Source organism: Pseudomonas sp. KCJK9111, assembly GCF_046231935.1.
GTDB classification, from domain to species: domain Bacteria; phylum Pseudomonadota; class Gammaproteobacteria; order Pseudomonadales; family Pseudomonadaceae; genus Aquipseudomonas; species Aquipseudomonas parafulva_B.
In genome coordinates, this window is the sequence record NZ_JBJJMO010000034.1 from 1 (window position 1) to 20,020 (window position 20,020).

At 60.8% G+C, this 20,020-nt stretch carries 17 protein-coding genes and 2 tRNA genes; 1 reads left to right on the forward strand and 18 read right to left on the reverse strand.

Annotation, left to right across the window (positions count from 1 at the left end; all coding sequences use genetic code 11):
* Positions 1-54: 54 nt before the first annotated feature.
* The 15 genes from pnp to rlmE form a co-directional block, all read right to left on the reverse strand.
* Positions 55-2,160 carry a polyribonucleotide nucleotidyltransferase gene (pnp, locus tag ACK59L_RS12985; protein ID WP_023533183.1) on the reverse strand — a complete coding sequence of 702 codons (2,106 nt, stop codon included), beginning with the start codon at positions 2,158-2,160 and terminating at the stop codon, positions 55-57.
* 248 nt (positions 2,161-2,408) lie between these two features.
* Entirely contained in the window at positions 2,409-2,678 is a 270-nt protein-coding gene (rpsO, locus tag ACK59L_RS12990; protein ID WP_023533188.1) for a 30S ribosomal protein S15, read from the reverse strand.
* A gap of 150 nt (positions 2,679-2,828) precedes the next feature.
* Positions 2,829-3,746: a tRNA pseudouridine(55) synthase TruB gene (gene truB, locus ACK59L_RS12995; protein ID WP_058604757.1), complete on the reverse strand. Its 918-nt coding sequence runs from the start codon at positions 3,744-3,746 to the stop codon at positions 2,829-2,831.
* A 3-nt stretch (positions 3,747-3,749) separates the two neighbouring features.
* Positions 3,750-4,148, reverse strand: a complete 399-nt coding sequence (rbfA, locus tag ACK59L_RS13000) for a 30S ribosome-binding factor RbfA (protein ID WP_012274243.1) — start codon at positions 4,146-4,148, stop codon at positions 3,750-3,752.
* A gap of 114 nt (positions 4,149-4,262) precedes the next feature.
* A complete protein-coding gene (gene infB, locus ACK59L_RS13005; protein WP_409274029.1) occupies positions 4,263-6,791 on the reverse strand; it encodes a translation initiation factor IF-2 in 2,529 nt (842 codons plus the stop codon).
* 27 nt (positions 6,792-6,818) lie between these two features.
* A complete protein-coding gene (gene nusA / locus ACK59L_RS13010; RefSeq protein WP_023533184.1) occupies positions 6,819-8,300 on the reverse strand; it encodes a transcription termination factor NusA in 1,482 nt (493 codons plus the stop codon).
* Between the two features lie 59 nt (positions 8,301-8,359).
* The gene (gene rimP, locus ACK59L_RS13015) at positions 8,360-8,818 is read right to left on the reverse strand and encodes a ribosome maturation factor RimP (protein WP_009685348.1); all 459 of its coding nucleotides are present in this window, start codon (positions 8,816-8,818) and stop codon (positions 8,360-8,362) included.
* 129 nt (positions 8,819-8,947) lie between these two features.
* Positions 8,948-9,024: transfer RNA gene (locus ACK59L_RS13020), tRNA-Met, on the reverse strand.
* A 100-nt stretch (positions 9,025-9,124) separates the two neighbouring features.
* A tRNA-Leu gene (locus tag ACK59L_RS13025) sits at positions 9,125-9,210 on the reverse strand.
* Positions 9,211-9,229: 19 nt separating this feature from the next.
* Positions 9,230-9,628 carry a preprotein translocase subunit SecG gene (secG, locus tag ACK59L_RS13030; protein WP_058604759.1) on the reverse strand — a complete coding sequence of 133 codons (399 nt, stop codon included), beginning with the start codon at positions 9,626-9,628 and terminating at the stop codon, positions 9,230-9,232.
* 4 nt (positions 9,629-9,632) lie between these two features.
* Complete coding sequence (gene tpiA / locus ACK59L_RS13035; protein ID WP_409274032.1) at positions 9,633-10,388, reverse strand: triose-phosphate isomerase; 756 nt, start codon at positions 10,386-10,388, stop codon at positions 9,633-9,635.
* Between the two features lie 65 nt (positions 10,389-10,453).
* The gene (gene glmM / locus ACK59L_RS13040; protein ID WP_058604761.1) at positions 10,454-11,794 is read right to left on the reverse strand and encodes a phosphoglucosamine mutase; all 1,341 of its coding nucleotides are present in this window, start codon (positions 11,792-11,794) and stop codon (positions 10,454-10,456) included.
* Between the two features lie 16 nt (positions 11,795-11,810).
* Entirely contained in the window at positions 11,811-12,662 is an 852-nt protein-coding gene (gene folP, locus ACK59L_RS13045; protein ID WP_145253499.1) for a dihydropteroate synthase, read from the reverse strand.
* A gap of 8 nt (positions 12,663-12,670) precedes the next feature.
* Positions 12,671-14,575, reverse strand: a complete 1,905-nt coding sequence (ftsH, locus tag ACK59L_RS13050; RefSeq protein WP_058604763.1) for an ATP-dependent zinc metalloprotease FtsH — start codon at positions 14,573-14,575, stop codon at positions 12,671-12,673.
* Positions 14,576-14,778: 203 nt separating this feature from the next.
* A complete protein-coding gene (rlmE, locus tag ACK59L_RS13055; protein WP_027915415.1) occupies positions 14,779-15,405 on the reverse strand; it encodes a 23S rRNA (uridine(2552)-2'-O)-methyltransferase RlmE in 627 nt (208 codons plus the stop codon).
* 102 nt (positions 15,406-15,507) lie between these two features.
* Between rlmE and yhbY the strand changes: the two genes are divergently transcribed.
* Complete coding sequence (yhbY, locus tag ACK59L_RS13060) at positions 15,508-15,816, forward strand: ribosome assembly RNA-binding protein YhbY (RefSeq protein ID WP_023533185.1); 309 nt, start codon at positions 15,508-15,510, stop codon at positions 15,814-15,816.
* Positions 15,817-15,828: 12 nt separating this feature from the next.
* Here yhbY and ACK59L_RS13065 read toward each other — a convergent pair whose 3' ends face one another.
* The 3 genes from ACK59L_RS13065 to carB are packed head-to-tail and all read right to left on the reverse strand — an operon-like array spanning position 15,829 to position 19,956.
* Positions 15,829-16,278, reverse strand: a complete 450-nt coding sequence (locus ACK59L_RS13065) for an MFS transporter (RefSeq protein WP_196135815.1) — start codon at positions 16,276-16,278, stop codon at positions 15,829-15,831.
* The gene (gene greA, locus ACK59L_RS13070; RefSeq protein WP_173645884.1) at positions 16,256-16,738 is read right to left on the reverse strand and encodes a transcription elongation factor GreA; all 483 of its coding nucleotides are present in this window, start codon (positions 16,736-16,738) and stop codon (positions 16,256-16,258) included. The genes ACK59L_RS13065 and greA overlap by 23 nt, the downstream gene beginning before the upstream one ends.
* A complete protein-coding gene (gene carB / locus ACK59L_RS13075; RefSeq protein WP_058604764.1) occupies positions 16,735-19,956 on the reverse strand; it encodes a carbamoyl-phosphate synthase large subunit in 3,222 nt (1,073 codons plus the stop codon). Before carB ends, greA begins: the two co-directional genes overlap by 4 nt.
* Positions 19,957-20,020 lie beyond the last annotated feature (64 nt).

Genomic DNA, 20,020 nt, shown 5'->3' on the forward strand with positions numbered 1-20,020 from the left:
AATTGAGCCAAAAAAAAGAGCTCCCGAGGGAGCCCTTTATGAAGCACTAGGCTATTAGACGCCAGACGCCTTGGCTGCCGCGACGTCCTTGATGGACAGCTTGATACGGCCGCGGTTATCCACGTCCAGTACCAATACTTCGACTTCCTGACCTTCCTTGAGGATGTCGGTGACTTTCTCGACGCGCGCATCGCTCAGCATGGAGATGTGCACCAGGCCATCCTTGCCCGGCAGGATGTTGACGAAGGCGCCGAAGTCGACGATACGCTCGACCTTGCCCACGTAGATCTTGCCAATCTCGGCCTCGGCAGTGATGCCCAGGATGCGCTGCTTGGCGGCATCTGCCGCTTCCTTGGTCTCGCCGAAGATCTTGATCGAGCCGTCGTCTTCGATATCGATCGAAGCCTTGGTCTCTTCGCAGATGGCGCGAATGGTGGCGCCGCCCTTGCCGATCACGTCGCGGATCTTGTCCGAGTCGATCTTCATGGCGATCATGGTCGGCGCGTTGGCCGACAGTTCGGTACGCGACTGGGCAATGATCTGGTTCATCTGGCCGAGGATGTTCAGGCGCGCTTCCAGGGCTTGGCCCAGGGCGATTTCCATGATCTCTTCGGTGATGCCGTTGATCTTGATGTCCATCTGCAGCGCGGTGACGCCCTTGGCGGTACCGGCTACCTTGAAGTCCATGTCGCCAAGGTGGTCTTCGTCACCCAGGATGTCGGTCAGAACGGCAAACTTCTCGCCTTCCTTGACCAGGCCCATGGCGATACCGGCAACCGGTGCTTTCATCGGCACACCGGCATCCATCAGGGCCAGCGAGGCACCGCAGACCGAAGCCATGGAGCTCGAACCGTTGGACTCGGTGATTTCCGAGACGACACGGATGGTGTACGGGAATTCGCTGTCGCTTGGCAGCATCGCCTGCACGCCGCGACGCGCTAAACGACCGTGGCCGATTTCACGACGGCCAGCACCGCCCATGCGACCACACTCACCGACCGAGAACGGTGGGAAGTTGTAGTGCAGCATGAAGGGGTCTTTCTTCTCGCCTTCCAGGGTGTCCAGCAACTGTGCGTCGCGGGCAGTACCGAGGGTGGCAACGACCAGCGCCTGGGTCTCGCCACGGGTGAACAGTGCCGAGCCGTGGGTTTTGGGCAGAACACCGACTTCGATGTTCAGCGGACGCACGGTGCGGGTGTCACGGCCGTCGATGCGCGGCTTGCCGTTCACGATGTTCTCGCGCACGGTGCGGTATTCGAGCTCGCCGAAGATTTCCTTGATCTGGCCGGCGGTCGGGCCAGCTTCTTCGTTGCTCAGGCGGGCAATGGCTTCATCGCGCAGCTGGCCCAGGCGGGTGTAGCGGTCCGCTTTCTGGGTGATGGTGTAGGCCTGCGACACCTGCTCGCCAAATTCGGCGCGTACCAGGTTCATCAGTTCGGTGTTGGCGGCAGCAGGCTGCCAGTCCCACGTCGGCTTGCCGGCTTCGGCAGCCAGCTCCTTGACAGCCTGGATGACGGCCTGGAACTCGTCGTGGGCGAACAGCACGGCGCCCAGCATCTGGTCTTCGGTGAGCTCTTTGGCTTCCGATTCAACCATCAACACGGCGGTTTCGGTACCGGCGACGACCATGTCCAGGCTCGAGGCAGCCAGTTGCTCATAAGTCGGGTTCAGCAGGTAGCCGGTGCTCTCGTGGAAGGCAACGCGCGCCGCGCCAATCGGGCCTTCGAATGGGATGCCGGAGATGGCCAGAGCCGCCGAGGTACCGATCATCGCGGCAACATCGGGGTCGGTCTTCTTGCTGGTGGAAACCACGGTGCAGACGACCTGCACTTCGTTCATGAACCCTTCAGGGAACAGCGGACGGATCGGACGGTCGATCAGGCGCGAGGTCAGGGTTTCTTTCTCGGAAGGACGGCCTTCACGCTTGAAGAAACCACCAGGGATCTTGCCGGCAGCGTAGGTCTTTTCCTGGTAGTGAACCGACAGCGGGAAGAAGCCCTTGCCTGGATCAGCTTGCTTGGCACCGACCACGGTCACCAGCACGGTGACGTCGTTGTCGACGGTGACCAGCACGGCGCCGGTGGCCTGACGGGCAATGCGGCCCGTTTCGAGAGTAACGGTCGATTGACCGAACTGGAATGTCTTGATTACCGGGTTCACGGTTTCCTACCTTCTTCAGTGGCTCTTGGGGGAACTGTTTTCTTGCGAATGCTTGGGCAGTGCAGGGAATCGGCCCTGTCTACCGTCCAGATACAACTCGAGGCCGGGAGCCTGGAACCGAGCAAAAAATCGCTCGAATTACCAGGCTGCCAGCCTCGAAGTCATGCGTGGCGTGCCCCACGACAAGGCTGTAAAACAGCCCTGTCGAAACCAGCGGCACGCCATGCACACCACCAACCAGGCCGCTATTAGCGACGCAGGCCCAGGCGAGCGATCAGCGCGCTGTAACGGGTGGTGTCTTTGCCCTTCAGGTAGTCCAGCAGCTTACGACGCTGGTTGACCATGCGAATCAGACCACGACGGGAGTGGTGGTCTTTGTCGTTGGCCTTGAAGTGGCCTTGCAGCTTGTTGATGTTGGCGGTCAGCAGAGCAACCTGTACTTCCGGGCTACCGGTGTCGCCGGCGGCTTGCTGGTGTTCGGCAACGATCTTAGCTTTTTCTTCAACGCTGAGGGCCATGAGGCTTCTCCTGATTAAACGGACCCCGCGAACGGGTTCCAATAGGCCAGGGACTTATCCCTGTATCAATAGAAAGAGGTGTGACCGTGCCTACTGACAGCCACCCTCTGCTCCACGGACCTCGGCAAATGCCCAGGCCCATGGTTTCGGTCATTCCGACCGAATCAATCGACGTGGCGCGATCCGCCCGTCTTCGCTCACTTCACCGATACCGATGAAGCGTGCATTGTGATCCTGTACACGAACCATGCCGAATTGCGGCGCGTCCGGTGCGCGCACTGCCTGCCCATGCAGCCAGTAGAAGGCGCTATGCTCGGACAGGCTCACCATCGGCCAGTCCTGCAGCCCGCTGTCCGACGGCATGAGGAAGCGATCAAGCGCTTCGTTGCCGCCTTCGGCGTGGGCCTGCTCAAGCTCCTCGAGCGTGACCGTCTGCGCCAGCGCGAAGGGCCCGGCCTGCGTTCTGCGCAGCTCTGCGACATACGCACCACAGCCCAGCACTTCACCGATATCTTCCACCAGGGTACGAATATAGGTGCCTTTGCTGCAGCCGACGCTCAAGCGTGCACGGGTGCCTTCGCACTCGAGCAGTTCAAGACGGCTAATAGTAACAGAACGCGCCTCGCGCTCCACTACCTCTCCTGCACGCGCCAGCTTGTACAACGGCTGACCGTCACGCTTGAGGGCCGAGTACATGGGCGGTACCTGGCTGATCGGGCCACGAAAACCGGGTAGCGCGGCTTCCAGCTCGGCGCGACCAACGGTCACTTCGCGAGTGCGCAGCACCTCGCCCTCGGCGTCGCCGGTGTTGGTCGTCTGGCCCAGCTGCATGACCGTCTCGTAGCCCTTGTCGGAGTCGAGCAGGTACTGCGAAAACTTGGTGGCCTCGCCGAAGCACAGCGGCAAGACACCGGTGGCCAGCGGGTCGAGGCTACCGGTATGACCGGCCTTCTCGGCATTGAGCAACCAGCGCACCTTTTGCAAGGCAGCGTTGGAGGTGAAGCCCAAGGGCTTGTCCAGCAGGATGATGCCGCTGACGTTGCGGCGGATACGTTTGACCTGGGCCACCGATTACTCCTTGGTGCCAGACTCGTCGGCATCCTTGTGCAGGCGGTCTTCAGCCACTGCACGCTCGATCAATGCCGACAGATGCACGCCACGGCTGACGCTCTCGTCGAAGTGGAAGTGCAATTGCGGCACGCTGCGCAGCTGCATGGAGCGACCCAAGTGCAGGCGCAGGAAGCTGGCAGCGCTGTTCAGGGCCTTGAGCGACTGCTGCACGGCATCGGGGGTCTCTTCACCCATCACGGTGATGAACACCTTGGCATGGCCCAGGTCGCGGCTCACATCCACGGCAGTGATGGTGACCAGACCGACACGCGGATCCTTGACTTCACGACGGATCAGCTCAGCCAGTTCGCGCTGCATCTGATCGCCAATGCGTTGGGTACGGCTATATTCTTTGGCCATTCTTGTTACCTGTAACGTAAAGCGGCAAACGCCCGGTCAGAACGATGCCTGACCGGGCGCTACCTGAAGAGGTGCTGCAAAGCGCCCGCCAAGGCGCTTGCAGCCTGCTCACCCTTAGAGGGTACGAGCCACCTGGACTTTCTCGAACACTTCGATCTTGTCGCCGACCTTGACGTCGTTGTAGCTCTTCACGCCGATACCACACTCCATGCCGTTACGCACTTCGGCGGCATCGTCCTTGAAGCGACGCAGCGATTCCAGCTCGCCCTCGAAGATAACCACGTCGTCGCGCAGAACGCGGATCGGGCGGTTACGGTAGACGGTACCTTCGATGACCATACAGCCAGCGATGGCGCCGAACTTCGGCGAACGGAACACGTCACGCACTTCGGCAACGCCCAGGATGTTCTCGCGAACATCGCTGCCGAGCATGCCGGTCAGGGCTTTCTTGACGTCTTCGATGATGTCGTAGATCACGTTGTAGTAACGCATATCCAGACCTTCCTGCTCGACGATCTTGCGCGCACCGGCATCGGCACGCACGTTGAAGCCGAACAGTACTGCGTTCGAAGCCAGCGCCAGGTTGGCATCGCTTTCGGTGATACCACCTACGCCGCCACCAATGACACGAACCTGCACTTCGTCGTTGCCCAGGCCGCCGAGCGAGCCCTGCAGCGCCTCGAGAGAACCGCGCACATCGGTCTTGAGGACGATGTTGAGCGTCTTCTTCTCTTCCTGACCCATGGTCTCGAAGATGTTTTCCAGCTTGCCTGCGTGAGCACGGGCCAGCTTGACCTCGCGGTACTTGCCTTGGCGGAACATGGCAACTTCGCGGGCTTTCTTCTCGTCAGCCACTACCGACAGCTCGTCACCGGCTTCCGGCGTGCCGTCCAGGCCAAGGATTTCGACCGGGATGGACGGCCCAGCTTCCTTCACAGGCTTGCCGTTCTCGTCCAGCATGGCGCGAACGCGGCCATAGTTGGAGCCGCACAGCACCATGTCGCCCTGACGCAGCGTACCGTCCTGAACCAGGATGGTAGCGACTGGGCCGCGGCCCTTGTCCAGGCGCGATTCGACGACCACACCGCGCCCTGGGGCGGTCGGCGTAGCGGTCAACTCGAGGATCTCGGCCTGCAGCAGTACCGCTTCGAGCAGTTCGTCCACGCCGGTACCCATCTTGGCCGAAACCTTGACGAATGGCGTGTCACCACCCCAGTCCTCGGAGGTCACGCCTTCAACGGACAGCTCGTTGCGGATGCGATCGAGGTCAGCACCAGGCTTGTCGATCTTGTTGACCGCCACCACCAGCGGTACGCCAGCCGCCTTGGCATGCTGAACGGCTTCGCGGGTTTGTGGCATCACGCCGTCGTCCGCCGCCACCACCAGGATGACGATGTCGGTCGCCTTGGCACCACGGGCACGCATCTGGGTAAACGCAGCGTGGCCTGGGGTGTCGAGGAAGGTGACCATGCCGCGGTCGGTTTCCACATGGTAGGCACCGATGTGCTGGGTGATACCACCGGCTTCGCCAGCAGCAACCTTGGCACGACGGATGTAGTCGAGCAGCGAGGTCTTACCGTGGTCAACGTGACCCATGACGGTCACGACCGGCGCACGGGACTCGGTCTGGCCTTCGAACTTCAGGGATTCGGCCAGGGAGTCTTCCAGGGCGGAATCGCTGATCAGCGTGACCTTGTGGCCCAGCTCTTCGGCGATCAGCTGCGCGGTTTCCTGATCGAGCACCTGGTTGATGGTCACCGGGGTGCCCATCTTGAACATGAACTTGACCACTTCAGCGCCCTTGACGGACATCTGGTTGGCAAGCTCGGAGACGGTGATGGTCTCGCCGATGGTCACGTCACGAATGACAGGACCAGTCGGGTTCTGGAAGCCGTGCTGGTTACGCTTCTTCAGCTTGCTCTTGCCACCACGACCACGACGAGCGCCATCGCTCTCTTCGTCGGTGGTGCGCGGCGCGGCACGAGGCGTCGGAGCCTTTTCCTTTTCCTTGACCTTGACCTTGATCGACACACGCGGCGCTTCGCCACGACGACGGTCGTCATCACGGGTGCGGTTCTCGTTGCGACGGGTCTCGTCTTTCTTGCGCTCGGCAGCACGGGCGGCAGCGTCTTCCGACGTCGGCGCATTGGCCACTACCGGCGCTGCGGCAGGGGCCGAAGCCTGTTCTGCCTTGGCAGCAGGGGCCGGAGCGGCGGCAGCGGCTTCAGCAGCCTGGCGACGCGCCTGCTCTTCGTTGCGCTGACGTACTTCGGCGTCAACCTTGTCGCGGGCAGCGTTTTCAGCTGCACGGCGCTCTTCGAGCTCACGCTTCTGCTCAGCCTGGATTTCTTCAGGGCTGCGCTGCACGAATACTTTCTTCTTGCGTACTTCTACGCTGATGCTCTTGCTACCGGCGACACGCAGGGTGCTGGTGGTTTTGCGCTGCAAGGTAATCTTGCGCGGTTCTTCCGCCTTGCTCTTGTGGCTGCTCTTCAAATGAGTCAGCAACGTCTGCTTCTCATTGTCGGTCACTACCTGACCGGCGTCGGTGTGCGGCAGACCTGCCTCACGCATCTGCTGCAGCAGGCGCTCTACCGGTGCCTCGACCTCTTGGGCCAGTTCTTTCACCGTGACTTGCGTCATGCACTTCTCTCCTCAGGCCGCGCCTAATTACTCGAACCAGTGGGCTCGGGCGGCCATGATCAACTTGCCGGCACGCTCTTCGTCGATGCCGTCGATGTCGAGCAGGTCGTCGATCGACTGCTCGGCCAGGTCTTCGCGGTTAACCACGCCGCGCACCGCCAGTTCCGCCGCCAGGTCCTTGTCCATGCCCTCAAGGGAGAGCAGGTCTTCGGCCGGATGGGCGTCTGCCAGTTTTTCTTCGGTAGCGATGGCCTTGGTCAACAAACGGTCCTTGGCTCGAGCGCGGAGCTCATTGACGATATCTTCGTCAAAGCCATCGATGTTGAGCATTTCTTCCAACGGTACGTAGGCAATCTCTTCAAGGCTGGTGAAGCCTTCGTCGACCAGCACTTGGGCCAGCTCCTCGTCGACTTCCAGTTCATCGATGAAATTGCGCAGGATGTCGCCAGTTTCGGCTTGCTGCTTGGCCTGGATGTCCTTCTCGGTCATCACGTTCAGGGTCCAGCCAGTCAACTGACTGGCCAGGCGAACGTTCTGACCGCCACGGCCAATGGCTTGGGCCAGGTTGTCTTCGGCGACGGCGATGTCCATGGCATGGGCATCTTCATCAACGATGATCGCCGCGACTTCAGCCGGCGACATGGCGTTGATGACGAACTGCGCCGGGTTATCGTCCCAGAGAACGATATCCACACGCTCACCACCCAACTCTCCGGATACGGCCTGGACGCGCGACCCACGCATGCCGATGCAGGCGCCTTGCGGGTCGATGCGCTTGTCCTTGGAGCGGACGGCGATCTTGGCTCGCGAACCCGGATCACGGGAGGCGGCCATGACTTCGATGAGGCCTTCAGCGATTTCCGGCACTTCGATGCGGAAAAGCTCGATCAGCATCTGCGGCGCGGTGCGCGACAGGATCAGCTGAGGACCACGGTTTTCGGTGCGAATTTCCTTGAGCAGTGCACGCAGGCGCACACCGACACGGAAAGTTTCGCGGGCAATGATGTCTTCGCGGGCCAGCAACGCCTCGGCGTTGTTGCCCAGGTCGACGATGACGTTGTCGCGGGTGACCTTCTTGACGGTACCGGAGATGATTTCGCCCACACGCTCACGGTAGGCATCGACCACCTGCGCACGCTCGGCCTCACGGACCTTCTGCACGATGACCTGCTTGGCGGTCTGCGCGGCGATACGGCCGAACTCGATGGACTCGATCTTTTCTTCGATCACGTCGCCAATCTTGGCTTCGGGATGCGTGTCCTTGATCTTGTCCAGCCAGGTTTCGATGGCCGGATCATCGAGGTCGGCTTCATCGACCACGGTCCAACGACGGAAGGTCTCGTAGCTACCGGTGTGGCGGTTGATTTCCACACGCAGGTCGACTTCGTCTTCAAAACGTTTTTTGGTTGCGGTGGCCAGGGCCACCTCCAGCGCTTCGAAAATGACGCCGGGCGGTACACCTTTTTCGTTGGATACCGATTCAACAACCAGCAGTACTTCTTTGCTCATCGTACGCCTCGCCTTGCGCAAGCCATTGGGCCCGGATAATCCGTCGGACCCGGCACGTCTCAGTCAAAACTGGGAATAATATTGGCCTTGTCGATCGAATCGATCGGCAGTAGGAACTCCTGGTTGTCCACCTGGACCACCACATCCTGCTCCTCCACACCGCGGAGAAGGCCCTGGAAGTTACGACGACCCTCGAAGGGTGAGCGCAGCTTGATCTTCACTTGTTCGCCGGCATGCGAGGCAAACTGTTCCAGTGTGAACAGTGGGCGATCCATGCCTGGAGAAGACACCTCGAGGGTGTACTCGCTGCTGATCGGATCCTCGACATCCAGGATGGCGCTGGCTTGACGGCTGACAGCTTCGCAGTCGTCCACCAGAATGCCGCCTTCCTTGTCGATGTAGATACGCAATACCGAATGCTTGCCCTGGGAAACGAATTCGATCCCCCAGCATTGATAGCCCAGACCCTCGACAACCGGGGCCAACAAGGCCTGCAACTGTTCTAGCTTGCTCGACACCTGAACCCCCTCGTGCATGCTGTGCAAATAAAAAATGGGCGAAGCGCCCATCCCTGAAAGCGCCGTTGGACAACGACGCCTGAACTGTTCGGTTAGCAAAAAGCCCCTGAAAAGGGGCTTCGCTGAAGCTGGTTGCGGGGGCTGGATTTGAACCAACGACCTTCGGGTTATGAGCCCGACGAGCTACCAAGCTGCTCCACCCCGCGACAAAGCTGGGGCGAAAGTATAAGACCGAACCCACTTGAGGGTCAAATCCAAACCTTCACCTGCAAGAAAGCCCGCCAAGGCGGGCTCTCAAGCTTTAAATGGTACCGAGAAGGGGACTCGAACCCCTACACCCTATGGGCACAACCACCTCAAGGTTGCGTGTCTACCAATTCCACCACCTCGGCAATACTACTTTGAAACCCGTTACTTCTGCTCTTCTGCCGGAGGAGGTACATCACTCGAATTAGGAGTGGCTTCGCTCTTCTGTTCTTGGAGCACCGGTACATCATCATTGATGGCCGGTTTTGGCTGCTCTTTCACTTCTAGTACTGCTGGATCTGGAAGACCTGCTTGGCTAAGCTGGTGAGCTTGTTGCTTCGCGAAGTATCCTAACCCAAGTGCTGTCAAAAAGAAAGTGGCAGCGAGTATTGCAGTGAATTTACTTAGGAAGGTGGCAGAGCCCTGACTTCCGAAGACGGTATTGGAAGCACCCGCACCAAAAGATGCACCGGCTTCCGCCCCCTTACCCTGTTGCAACAGTACCAGCACTACCAGCGACAGCGCTGCCAACAGATGAAAAACAACGATGACTGTTTCCAGCATTTGTTCAGTTTCCTGCGGCGCGACAAATTGCACCGAATTCGTCTGCGTTCAGGGAAGCCCCACCAATGAGGCCCCCATCGATATCCGGCATGCCGAACAGTTCGGCCGCATTGGCCGCCTTCACGCTGCCGCCGTAGAGCAACTGCACCTTCGCAGCCACTTCAGCATCTTTCGCCGCAAGCTGGCTGCGGATGGCGGCATGCACATCCTGGGCCTGCTGAGGCGTGGCCGTTAGGCCGGTGCCGATGGCCCATACAGGCTCATAGGCAATTACCGCATTGGCAAACACACTAACACCGAAGGCTTCGATGATACTGTTCAGTTGACGCCCAACAACTTCGAGCGTTTTGCCTGCCTCGCGCTCTTCAAGGGTTTCCCCGATACAGAGCACTGGCTTCAAACCTTTGGCCTGAGCCGCTGCAAACTTGCGATTCAACACTTCGTCATCTTCGCCGATTACCTGGCGACGCTCCGAATGGCCAATCAACACCAACTTGCAACCTGCTTCAGCCAGCTGATCCGGAGCAACTTCCCCGGTCAGCGCGCCCTGTTCGGGCAATACTGCAGAATTCTGTGCGCCGACGATAATACCCTTGCCATCGAGTTCAGCAACCACCTGGTTGATGAACAAAGTTGGCGGGAATACCGCGACTTCCACTCCGCTCGGCAGAGCAAGATTACGCAAGCCCTCGGTCAGCTCAGCGACGCTGGCGCGGGTACCGTGCATCTTCCAGTTACCAGCAACCATAGGGCGACGCATGCTTTACCTCGTCGGTCAAAGTGGGCGCAGATCTTACCCAACCAGATTCGCGCTGGCAAGCGGCTTCAGGCACAAACTTCTGCGACGCGCTTTGCCAGTGCTTCGGCGTGCAGACGCACCTGGTGTTCATCCTCACCTTCGACCATGACGCGCAACAGCGGCTCGGTCCCGGATTTACGCAGCAATACCCGCCCACGGCCTGCCAGGGCCTCTGTGACCTGCGCGCTGGCTTGCTTGACGTCCGGATGCTCGAGCGGGTCCACGTCGCTTGCAGCGAAGCGTACATTGATCAGCACTTGCGGGCATTTGCGCAATGCCTGGCGCGCCTGGGCCAAGGTCTCGCCACGGCGCTTGAGCGCCATCAGCACCTGCAGCGCGGCGATGATCGCATCCCCGGTGGTGGTGTAGTTGCAGCACACCACATGACCGGAATTTTCCCCCCCTATCAGCCACTCGCGCTCGAGCAGCTCAGCCATGACGTAGCGGTCACCGACCTTGGCACGCACGAACGGAATATCCAGGTCTTTGAGCGCCAGCTCCAGCCCCAGGTTGCTCATGAGCGTACCCACCACGCCGCCTTGCAGCTTGCCGCGGTCATGCAGGTCGCGCGCGATGATGAACAGCAGCTCGTCACCGTCGACGATCGCGCCGGTGTGATCGACCATCAACACACGGTCGCCATCACCGTCGAAGGCGATGCCCAGGTCCGCATGCCCGACCAGCACGGCGGCCTGCAGCGATTCGATGTGGGTCGAACCACAGCCTTCGTTGATGTTCAGGCCATCTGGCTGGGCGTGCAGCACAGTGACATCGGCACCCAGCTCACGGAACACGCTGGGCGCGACCTTGTACGTGGCGCCATGGGCGCAGTCGACCACCAGCTTGAGGCCGGCGAAGCTGGTGCTGCTGGGCACACTGCTCTTGCAGAACTCGATGTAGCGGCCGGCTGCGTCGTTGATGCGCGAGACCTTGCCCAGCTTGCTCGATTCCACAACGGTCATGGGCTGGTCGAGCAGCTCCTCGATCATCAGCTCCACTTCGTCCGGCAGCTTGGTGCCCTGCCCCGAGAAGAACTTGATGCCATTGTCATCGTGCGGGTTGTGCGAGGCACTGATGACGATACCGGCTTCGGCATGGAAGGTGCGGGTCAAGTAGGCAATGGCAGGCGTGGGCATCGGGCCCAGCAGCATCACATCGGCCCCGGCGGCTGAAAGGCCAGCTTCGAGCGCAGATTCGAACATGTAGCCGGAGATCCGCGTGTCCTTGCCTACCAGCACGCGGCAATGGCCTTGCTTGCGAAACGCCATGCCGGCTGCCCAGCCGAGCTTGAGCATGAACTCCGGGGTGATCGGGTATTCGCCGACGCGGCCACGAATGCCGTCGGTACCAAAATATTTTCTGCTCATAGGGACTCCAATGTTCTTATTCGGCGTGCTGAACGGCCGCGATCATGCGAACGACGTCAACGGTTTGTGCCACGTCATGCACGCGCAGGATACTTGCACCCTTGGTCATGGCCAGCGCCGCCAGCGCCAGGCTGCCATAGAGACGCTCAGCGACAGGACGCTCGAGCGTCAGGCCGATCATGCTTTTACGGGAAACGCCCACCAGAAGCGGACGCCCCAGACGATGGAGCGCTTCGAGGTGTTTGAACAGGCTGAGGTTGTGGGCCAGGGTCTTGGCGAAACCGAAGCCTGGATCGAGCACGATGCGGTCGGCCTCTATGCCGGCGTCCGCACAGGCCATCATGCGCTGCTGAAGGTAGCGCGCCACGTCCTCGGTGACATCGTCATAATGCGGGTCGTCCTGCATGGTGCCGGGCTCGCCGCGCATGTGCATCAGGCACACCGGCAGCCCGGTGGCAGCCGCGGCATCCAGCGCACCATCGCGCTCGAGGGCGCGCACATCGTTGATCAGGCCAGCGCCCAGGCGGGCGGCTTCGCGCATGACGGCAGGCGTGGACGTATCGACCGACACCACGACATCAAGATGACGGTGGATGGCTTCGACCATCGGCGCCACGCGCTCCAGCTCTTCGGTGACCGAAACGGGCCGCGCACCCGGGCGGGTGGACTCCCCGCCTACATCGATCAGCGTGGCACCGGCGGCCACCATCGCTTCGGCGTGGCGCAAGGCCTCGTCGCGCTGACTGAAGCGGCCGCCGTCGGAAAAGGAATCGGGCGTGACATTGAGGATACCCATGACATGGGTACGCGACAAATCAAGAACCCGATTGCCGCAAGGCAATCGGGTCGGGTGCTGCACTGAGCTCATAGATGCCCTTAGTGTTGAGCCGCTGGACCACCGATTGGCGATTCCGGGCGATCACCCTGGGCAGCCGGAGTACCGGAAGCCGAATCATCATCCCAATCGCGAGGTTCGCGAGGCGTACGGCCCGCCATGATATCGTCGATCTGCTCGGCGTCGATGGTTTCGTACTTCATCAAGGCCTCGGCCATCGCATCGAGCTTGTCGCGGTTTTCGGTCAACAGCTGCTTGGCGGTCGCGTAGCACTGGTCGATGATGCTGCGCACTTCGGAGTCGATCAGCTTGGCCGTCTCACCGGAGACGCTGGTCTGCTGGCCACCTGCGCTACGACCCAGGAACACTTCGCCGTCTTCCTCGGCGTACATCAGCGGGCCCAGCTTCTCGGACAAGCCCCACTTGGTGACCATGTTTCGCGCAATCTGGCTGGCACGCATGATGTCGTTGGAAGCGCCGGTGGTGACGCCATCGAAGCCCAGGGTCATCTCCTCGGCAATACGACCGCCATACAGGGAGCAGATCTGGCTGATCAGCGCGCGCTTGGACAGGCTGTAGCGATCTTCTTCGGGCAGGAACATGGTCACACCCAGCGCACGACCCCGCGGGATGATCGACACCTTGTAGACCGGATCGTGCTCGGGTACCAGGCGACCTACGATCGCATGGCCGGCTTCGTGGTAGGCGGTGTTCTGTTTTTCCTTCTCGGACATGACCATGGTTTTGCGCTCGGCGCCCATCATGATCTTGTCCTTGGCCAGCTCGAACTCCTTCATGTCGACCAGGCGCTTGTTGGAGCGGGCGGCAAACAGAGCGGCTTCGTTGACCAGGTTGGCAAGGTCGGCACCGGAGAAGCCAGGCGTACCACGGGCAATGACGGCCGGGTTGACGTTGTCGCCAATCGGCGCCTTGCGCATGTGCACCTTGAGGATCTGCTCACGACCACGGATGTCCGGCAGGCCTACAACAACCTGACGGTCGAAGCGCCCGGGACGCAGCAGCGCGGGGTCGAGCACGTCAGGGCGGTTGGTCGCGGCAATGACGATGATGCCATCGTTCATCTCGAAGCCGTCCATCTCTACCAGCAACTGATTGAGGGTCTGCTCACGCTCGTCGTGGCCCCCGCCCATGCCAGCACCACGGTGACGGCCGACGGCGTCGATCTCGTCGATGAAGATGATGCACGGGGCGTGCTTCTTGGCCTGTTCGAACATGTCGCGCACACGGCTGGCACCGACACCGACGAACATTTCCACGAAGTCCGAACCGGAAATGGTGAAGAACGGCACCTTGGCTTCACCTGCAATGGCCTTGGCCAGCAGGGTCTTACCGGTACCGGGTGGGCCGACCATCAGCACACCGCGGGGAATGCGGCCACCCAGGCGCTGGAACTTGCCCGGGTCGCGCAGGAACTCGACCAGCTCGCCTACTTCTTCCTTGGCCTCGTCGCAGCCGGCGACGTCAGCCAGGGTGGTCTTGACCTGGTCTTCGGAGAGCAGGCGCGCCTTGCTCTTGCCAAAGCTCATGGGGCCACCCTTGCCGCCCGCCCCGCCTTGCATCTGGCGCATGAAGAACATGAACACGGCGATGATCACCAGGATCGGGAAGCTGGCGACCAGCAACTGGGTCCAGATGCTCTGTTGCTCGGGCTGCTTGCCTTCGACGGTCACGTGGTTGTCCACCAAGTCGCCGATCAGGCCATTGTCGGTGATCGCCGGGCGCACGGTCTTGAAGCTGTCGCCGTCGGAGCGCTTGCCGGTGATGATGTAACCGTCGACGGTCACTCGCTCGACCTTGCCATCCTTGACCTGCTGGATGAAGTCGGAGTAATTGAGGGTCTGCGGCTCGTTAGGGCTGGAGAAGTTGTTCATCACCGTCACCAGGACAGCTGCGATGATCAACCACAGGATCAGATTCTTTGCCATGTCGTTCAATTCGCTACCCTCTGAGGCCGGCGCACGACGCAGCCGTGCCTCGCATGATATTCATCGCCCTAACTTACTACATTGCCCACGCAACCGCAGGCACCGTCTGTAACCCTTTGTGAAATCCAGACTACACGAAGTTCGGACGATCCTGACGCCGTGGCCGATTGGAATTAACTATCGGCCGCTGCGCTTAGTACCGTTCACGCGCCTTTGAACCCCTTGCCAAGCAGGTACTGCTCGCGGGAGCGGTCCCGCGATGAAGACGGTTTGCGCATCTGTACCTTGTCGAACTTGGTGCGCACATCCTTGAGGTACACATCGAAACCTTCACCCTGGAAGATCTTGATCAAAAAATCACCGCCGGGCCGCAGCACGCGGGTTGCCAAATCCAGGGCCAGCTCGCAAAGGAACATGGCTCGCGGTATGTCGACCGCGGGCGTACCACTCATATTGGGGGCCATGTCCGAAATCACAAGGTCTACGTGTGAATCGCCGACGGCTTCGAGAATTTGCCGCAGCACCTCGTCCTGGGTGAAGTCCCCCTGAATGAAGGTGACATCGGGGATGGAGTCCATCTCCAGGATGTCCGAGGCGATCAGTCGACCCTGACCGCCAATCAGACGACTGGTCACCTGGGACCAGCCGCCCGGCGCTGCACCCAGGTCGATGACACTCATGCCAGGACGGATCAGACGGTCCTTCTCCTGGATCTCAAGCAGCTTGTAGCTTGCCCGCGAGCGGTAGCCGTCCTTCTGCGCCTGTTTGACGAAAGGGTCGTTGAAATGCTCTCGCAGCCAGTTTGCGCTGCTTTTGGAACGTTGTACCACGGGGCACCTCGATGATATGCGTGGTGATTGACTGGGCGGAGCCGGTGGCCCTCGGGTAAAATGCCGGTCAATTTTACAGAATCAGACGGAAAGGGTCAGATTATGCCGCTCAATAACGAGCAGAAGAAGCAATACAAGTCCATTGGTCATGACCTCAAGCCGGTCCTGATCGTTGCTGGTAACGGTTTGAATGAAGGCGTCGTCGCCGAATTGGAACGCGCATTGGCCGACCACGAGCTAATCAAGGTCGAAATTCGCTCCGAAGACCGCGAAGAGCGTGCCGAGACCATTGCCGCGCTGTGCAAGGCCGGCCGCGCCGAGCTGGTGCAGACCATCGGCAAGAAGGCACTGATCTACCGCAAGAACCCTCAGCCGAACAAGCAGCTGTCCAACGTCCACCGTTACAAGTAACGGTGGTGCCGCTCAGTGGCGCGCGTGACGCGCCCTGAGTGGGACAGGCTGGGCCACCAGTACGATGCCGGAGAAGCCCAGCACCAGGAAACAGAACATCTGCCAGCGCTCGCCTACGGAGATCCCGTAACGCAAGGTGTAGTAGCCGATGCAGGCCCCAAGGCCCAGCAACAGCATCTGGCCACGGAACTGGCGCCACCAGGCAGCCACGCCTTCAACTCTTGCCAATACCGCCAGCTGAGTGATCAGGCCGAGCAGTGCCACGCCGATCAACCAACGGTCGATCTGCCCGGCAATGTCCTGCACCAGCAATGGCGCAAGGCCGCTGACTTTCAAAGCAGGCACCAACCCCACGTGGAACACCCACAGGCCACCGACCCAGAATACCTGGGCCAGTTGCCAGAGGATCCCCTCAAGGGAAGGCGCCCGCAGGCGCCGGTCAGATGTGCTTGACTTCGACAATCTCGTACTCGACCGTACCGTTTGGCGTCTTGACGACAACGGTGTCACCCTCTTCCTTGCCGATGATGGCGCGAGCGATCGGCGCACTGCTGGACAGCTTGCCTTTCTTAACGTCGGCTTCATCCTCGCCAACGATCTGATAGGTGACCTGATCACCCGTCTCGGTGTTTTCCAGATCGACGGTTGTGCCGAAGATGACCTTGCCCGTATGGGCAATGGTGGTCACGTCGATCACGACCGAGTTCTGCAAACGGCCTTCGATGTCACGGATACGTGCCTCGACCATGCCCTGCTCTTCGCGGGCGGCATGGTATTCGGCGTTCTCCTTCAAGTCGCCCAGCTCACGCGCTTCACCAATGGCTTGGCTCAGGCGCGGGCGCTCGGTCTTGCTCAGAAAGAGCAGTTCTTCTTCCAGGGCGCGAGCGCCCTGAACGGTCATCGGGTATTTGGTCATGCTCATGCTTTGAGTCCTGCGTGCAGATCCTGCAGGCGGCGAACGGTTTTTTCCGGACCGAATTTCAGCGCCTCGCAGATGGCTTCACCGGCCGCAATGGTCGTGGTGCAGTAGATCTTGTGCTGCAGCGCATTGCGGCGAATCGAGTAGGAATCGGCGATCGACTGACGGCCTTCGGTGGTGTTGATGATCAGCGACACTTCGTCGTTCTTGATCATGTCGACCACGTGAGGACGGCCTTCGGTCACCTTGTTCACGCGGCGCACCTTCAGGCCCGCCGCCTCGATGACCTTGGCGGTACCTGCGGTTGCCACCACTTCGAAGCCCAGGGCGATCAGGTCGCGGGCGACTCCGGCCACTTGCGGCTTGTCGTCGTCACGCACGCTGATGAACGCGGTACCACCGGTCGGCAGCACTTCGCTGGCACCCATCTGGGCCTTGGCGAAGGCTTCACCGAAGCTGTCACCGACACCCATCACTTCACCGGTCGATTTCATCTCAGGGCCGAGGATCGGGTCAACCCCTGGGAACTTGGCGAATGGGAAGACGGCTTCCTTCACGCTATAGAAGTTCGGGATGATTTCCTGAGTGAAGCCCAGCTCCTTCAGGGTTTTGCCTGCCATGACACGAGCGGCGATCATGGCCAGCGACGTGCCGATGCACTTGGACACGAACGGTACGGTACGCGAGGCGCGCGGGTTGACTTCGATCACGTAGATCTTGTCGCCCTGCAGGGCCAGCTGCACGTTCATCAGGCCAACCACGCCCAGCTCCAGGGCCATTTTCTTGACCTGCACACGCACTTCATCCTGCACTTCCTTGCTCAGCGAGTAAGGTGGCAGCGAGCATGCCGAGTCACCGGAGTGAACGCCGGCCTGCTCGATGTGCTGCATGATGGCGCCGATGACCACATCGGTACCGTCGCAGACCGCATCCACGTCCATCTCGATGGCGCAGTTGAGGAAATGGTCCAGCAGCACCGGGCTGTCGTTGGACACCTGGACGGCTTCGCGCAGGTAGCGCTTGAGTTCGTCCAGCTCGTAGACGATTTCCATGGCACGACCACCCAGCACGTAGGATGGACGCACGACCAGCGGGTAACCGATGGTGCCGGCGGCGCTGATGGCCTCTTCTTCGCTGCGCACGGTGGCATTTGGCGGCTGCAGCAGGTTCAGGCGCTGCACCATCTGCTGGAAGCGCTCACGGTCTTCGGCACGGTCGATGGCGTCGGGGCTGGTGCCGATGATCGGCACGCCGGCTTCTTCCAGGGCGCGGGCAAGCTTGAGCGGGGTCTGGCCGCCGTAGTGCACGATCACGCCCTTGGGCTTCTCGACGCGGCAGACTTCCAGCACGTCTTCCAGGGTCAGCGGCTCGAAGTACAGGCGGTCGGAAGTGTCGTAGTCGGTGGACACGGTTTCCGGGTTGCAGTTGACCATGATGGTTTCGTAACCGTCGTCACGCAGCGCCAAGGCGGCGTGCACGCAGCAGTAGTCGAACTCGATGCCCTGGCCAATGCGGTTAGGACCACCGCCGAGGATCATGATCTTGTCGCGGCTCGACGGATTCGCCTCGCACTCTTCCTCGTAGGTGGAATAGAGGTAGGCGGTGTCGGTGGCGAACTCGGCGGCGCAGGTGTCGACGCGCTTGTACACCGGGAACACTTCCAGCTTGTGGCGGTGACGGCGCAGGGTCTTGTCGGTGATGCCCAGCAGCTTGGCCAGACGCTGGTCCGAGAAGCCCTTGCGCTTGAGGCGCAGCATGCAGTCCTTGTCGATCGCGGTGAGGGCCAGGGTCTTGACCTTCTCCTCTTCCTTGATCAGGTCTTCCATCTGCACCAGGAACCACATGTCGATACCGGTCAGGTCGAAGATCTGCTCACAGGTCATGCCCGAACGCATGGCATCGGCCACATACCAGATGCGCTCGGCGCCCGGCACGGTCAGCTCGCGCTTGAGGATGCTGGCAGCCTCGGGGCTGGCCAGGTCGACTTTGGGGTCGAGGCCGCAGGCGCCGACTTCCAGGCCGCGCAGGGCTTTCTGCAAGGATTCCTGGAAGGTACGGCCGATGGCCATGACTTCACCGACAGATTTCATCTGGGTCGTCAAGCGAGCGTCGGCCTTCGGGAATTTCTCGAAGGCAAAGCGTGGCAACTTGGTCACCACGTAGTCGATCGACGGCTCGAAGGAAGCCGGCGTGCGGCCACCGGTGATGTCGTTCTGCAGCTCGTCCAGGGTGTAGCCGATGGCCAGCTTGGCGGCGATCTTGGCGATCGGGAAGCCGGTGGCTTTCGAAGCCAATGCCGAGGAGCGCGACACACGCGGGTTCATCTCGATGACGACCATACGACCGGTGTTCGGGCAAATGCCGAACTGCACGTTGGAACCGCCGGTCTCGACGCCGATTTCACGCAGCACCGCCAGGGAGGCGTTGCGCATGATCTGGTATTCCTTGTCGGTCAGGGTCTGCGCCGGGGCGACGGTGATCGAGTCGCCGGTGTGCACGCCCATCGGGTCGAAGTTCTCGATGGAGCAGACGATGATGCAGTTGTCCTTCTTGTCGCGGACCACCTCCATCTCGTATTCCTTCCAGCCGATCAGCGATTCGTCGATCAGCAGTTCTTTGGTCGGCGACAGGTCCAGGCCACGGGTGCAGATTTCTTCGAATTCTTCGCGGTTGTAGGCGATGCCGCCGCCAGTGCCGCCCATGGTGAACGACGGACGGATGATGCAAGGGAAGCCAAGCTTCTCGAGCACCGCGTTGGCCTCTTCCATGCTGTGGGCGATACCGGAGCGCGGGCACTCCAGGCCGATGTCCTTCATGGCCTTGTCGAAGCGCGAACGGTCTTCGGCCTTGTCAATGGTGTCGGCATTGGCGCCGATCATTTCCACGCCGAACTTCTCCAGAACGCCGTGGCGCTCCAGGTCCAGGGCGCAGTTCAGGGCAGTCTGGCCACCCATGGTCGGCAGGACAGCGTCAGGGCGCTCTTTCTCGATGATCTTGGCCACGGACTGCCATTTGATCGGCTCGATGTAGGTGGCGTCGGCCATGGCCGGGTCGGTCATGATGGTGGCTGGGTTGGAGTTCACCAGGATGACGCGGAACCCCTCCTCGCGCAGGGCTTTGCAAGCCTGGGCGCCGGAGTAGTCGAATTCGCAGGCCTGGCCGATCACGATCGGGCCAGCGCCGAGAATCAGGATGCTTTTGATGTCTGTACGTTTTGGCATGGTTGTCACTCAAATCCGGGGTCAGTCGGCAAGCCGCGTTGAACAATCTGGGTCAGGCGCATCC

Excerpts from the sequence above, each read along its gene's own strand:
- rpsO (WP_023533188.1), bottom strand. The coding sequence starts at position 2,678 with ATGGCCCTCAGCGTTGAAGAAAAAGCTAAGATCGTTGCCGAACACCAG.
- rbfA (WP_012274243.1), bottom strand. The coding sequence starts at position 4,148 with ATGGCCAAAGAATATAGCCGTACCCAACGCATTGGCGATCAGATGCAG.
- infB (WP_409274029.1), bottom strand. The coding sequence starts at position 6,791 with ATGACGCAAGTCACGGTGAAAGAACTGGCCCAAGAGGTCGAGGCACCG.
- nusA (WP_023533184.1), bottom strand. The coding sequence starts at position 8,300 with ATGAGCAAAGAAGTACTGCTGGTTGTTGAATCGGTATCCAACGAAAAA.
- secG (WP_058604759.1), bottom strand. The coding sequence starts at position 9,628 with ATGCTGGAAACAGTCATCGTTGTTTTTCATCTGTTGGCAGCGCTGTCG.
- tpiA (WP_409274032.1), bottom strand. The coding sequence starts at position 10,388 with ATGCGTCGCCCTATGGTTGCTGGTAACTGGAAGATGCACGGTACCCGC.
- glmM (WP_058604761.1), bottom strand. The coding sequence starts at position 11,794 with ATGAGCAGAAAATATTTTGGTACCGACGGCATTCGTGGCCGCGTCGGC.
- folP (WP_145253499.1), bottom strand. The coding sequence starts at position 12,662 with ATGAGCTCAGTGCAGCACCCGACCCGATTGCCTTGCGGCAATCGGGTT.
- ftsH (WP_058604763.1), bottom strand. The coding sequence starts at position 14,575 with ATGGCAAAGAATCTGATCCTGTGGTTGATCATCGCAGCTGTCCTGGTG.
- yhbY (WP_023533185.1), top strand. The coding sequence starts at position 15,508 with ATGCCGCTCAATAACGAGCAGAAGAAGCAATACAAGTCCATTGGTCAT.
- greA (WP_173645884.1), bottom strand. The coding sequence starts at position 16,738 with ATGAGCATGACCAAATACCCGATGACCGTTCAGGGCGCTCGCGCCCTG.
- carB (WP_058604764.1), bottom strand. The coding sequence starts at position 19,956 with ATGCCAAAACGTACAGACATCAAAAGCATCCTGATTCTCGGCGCTGGC.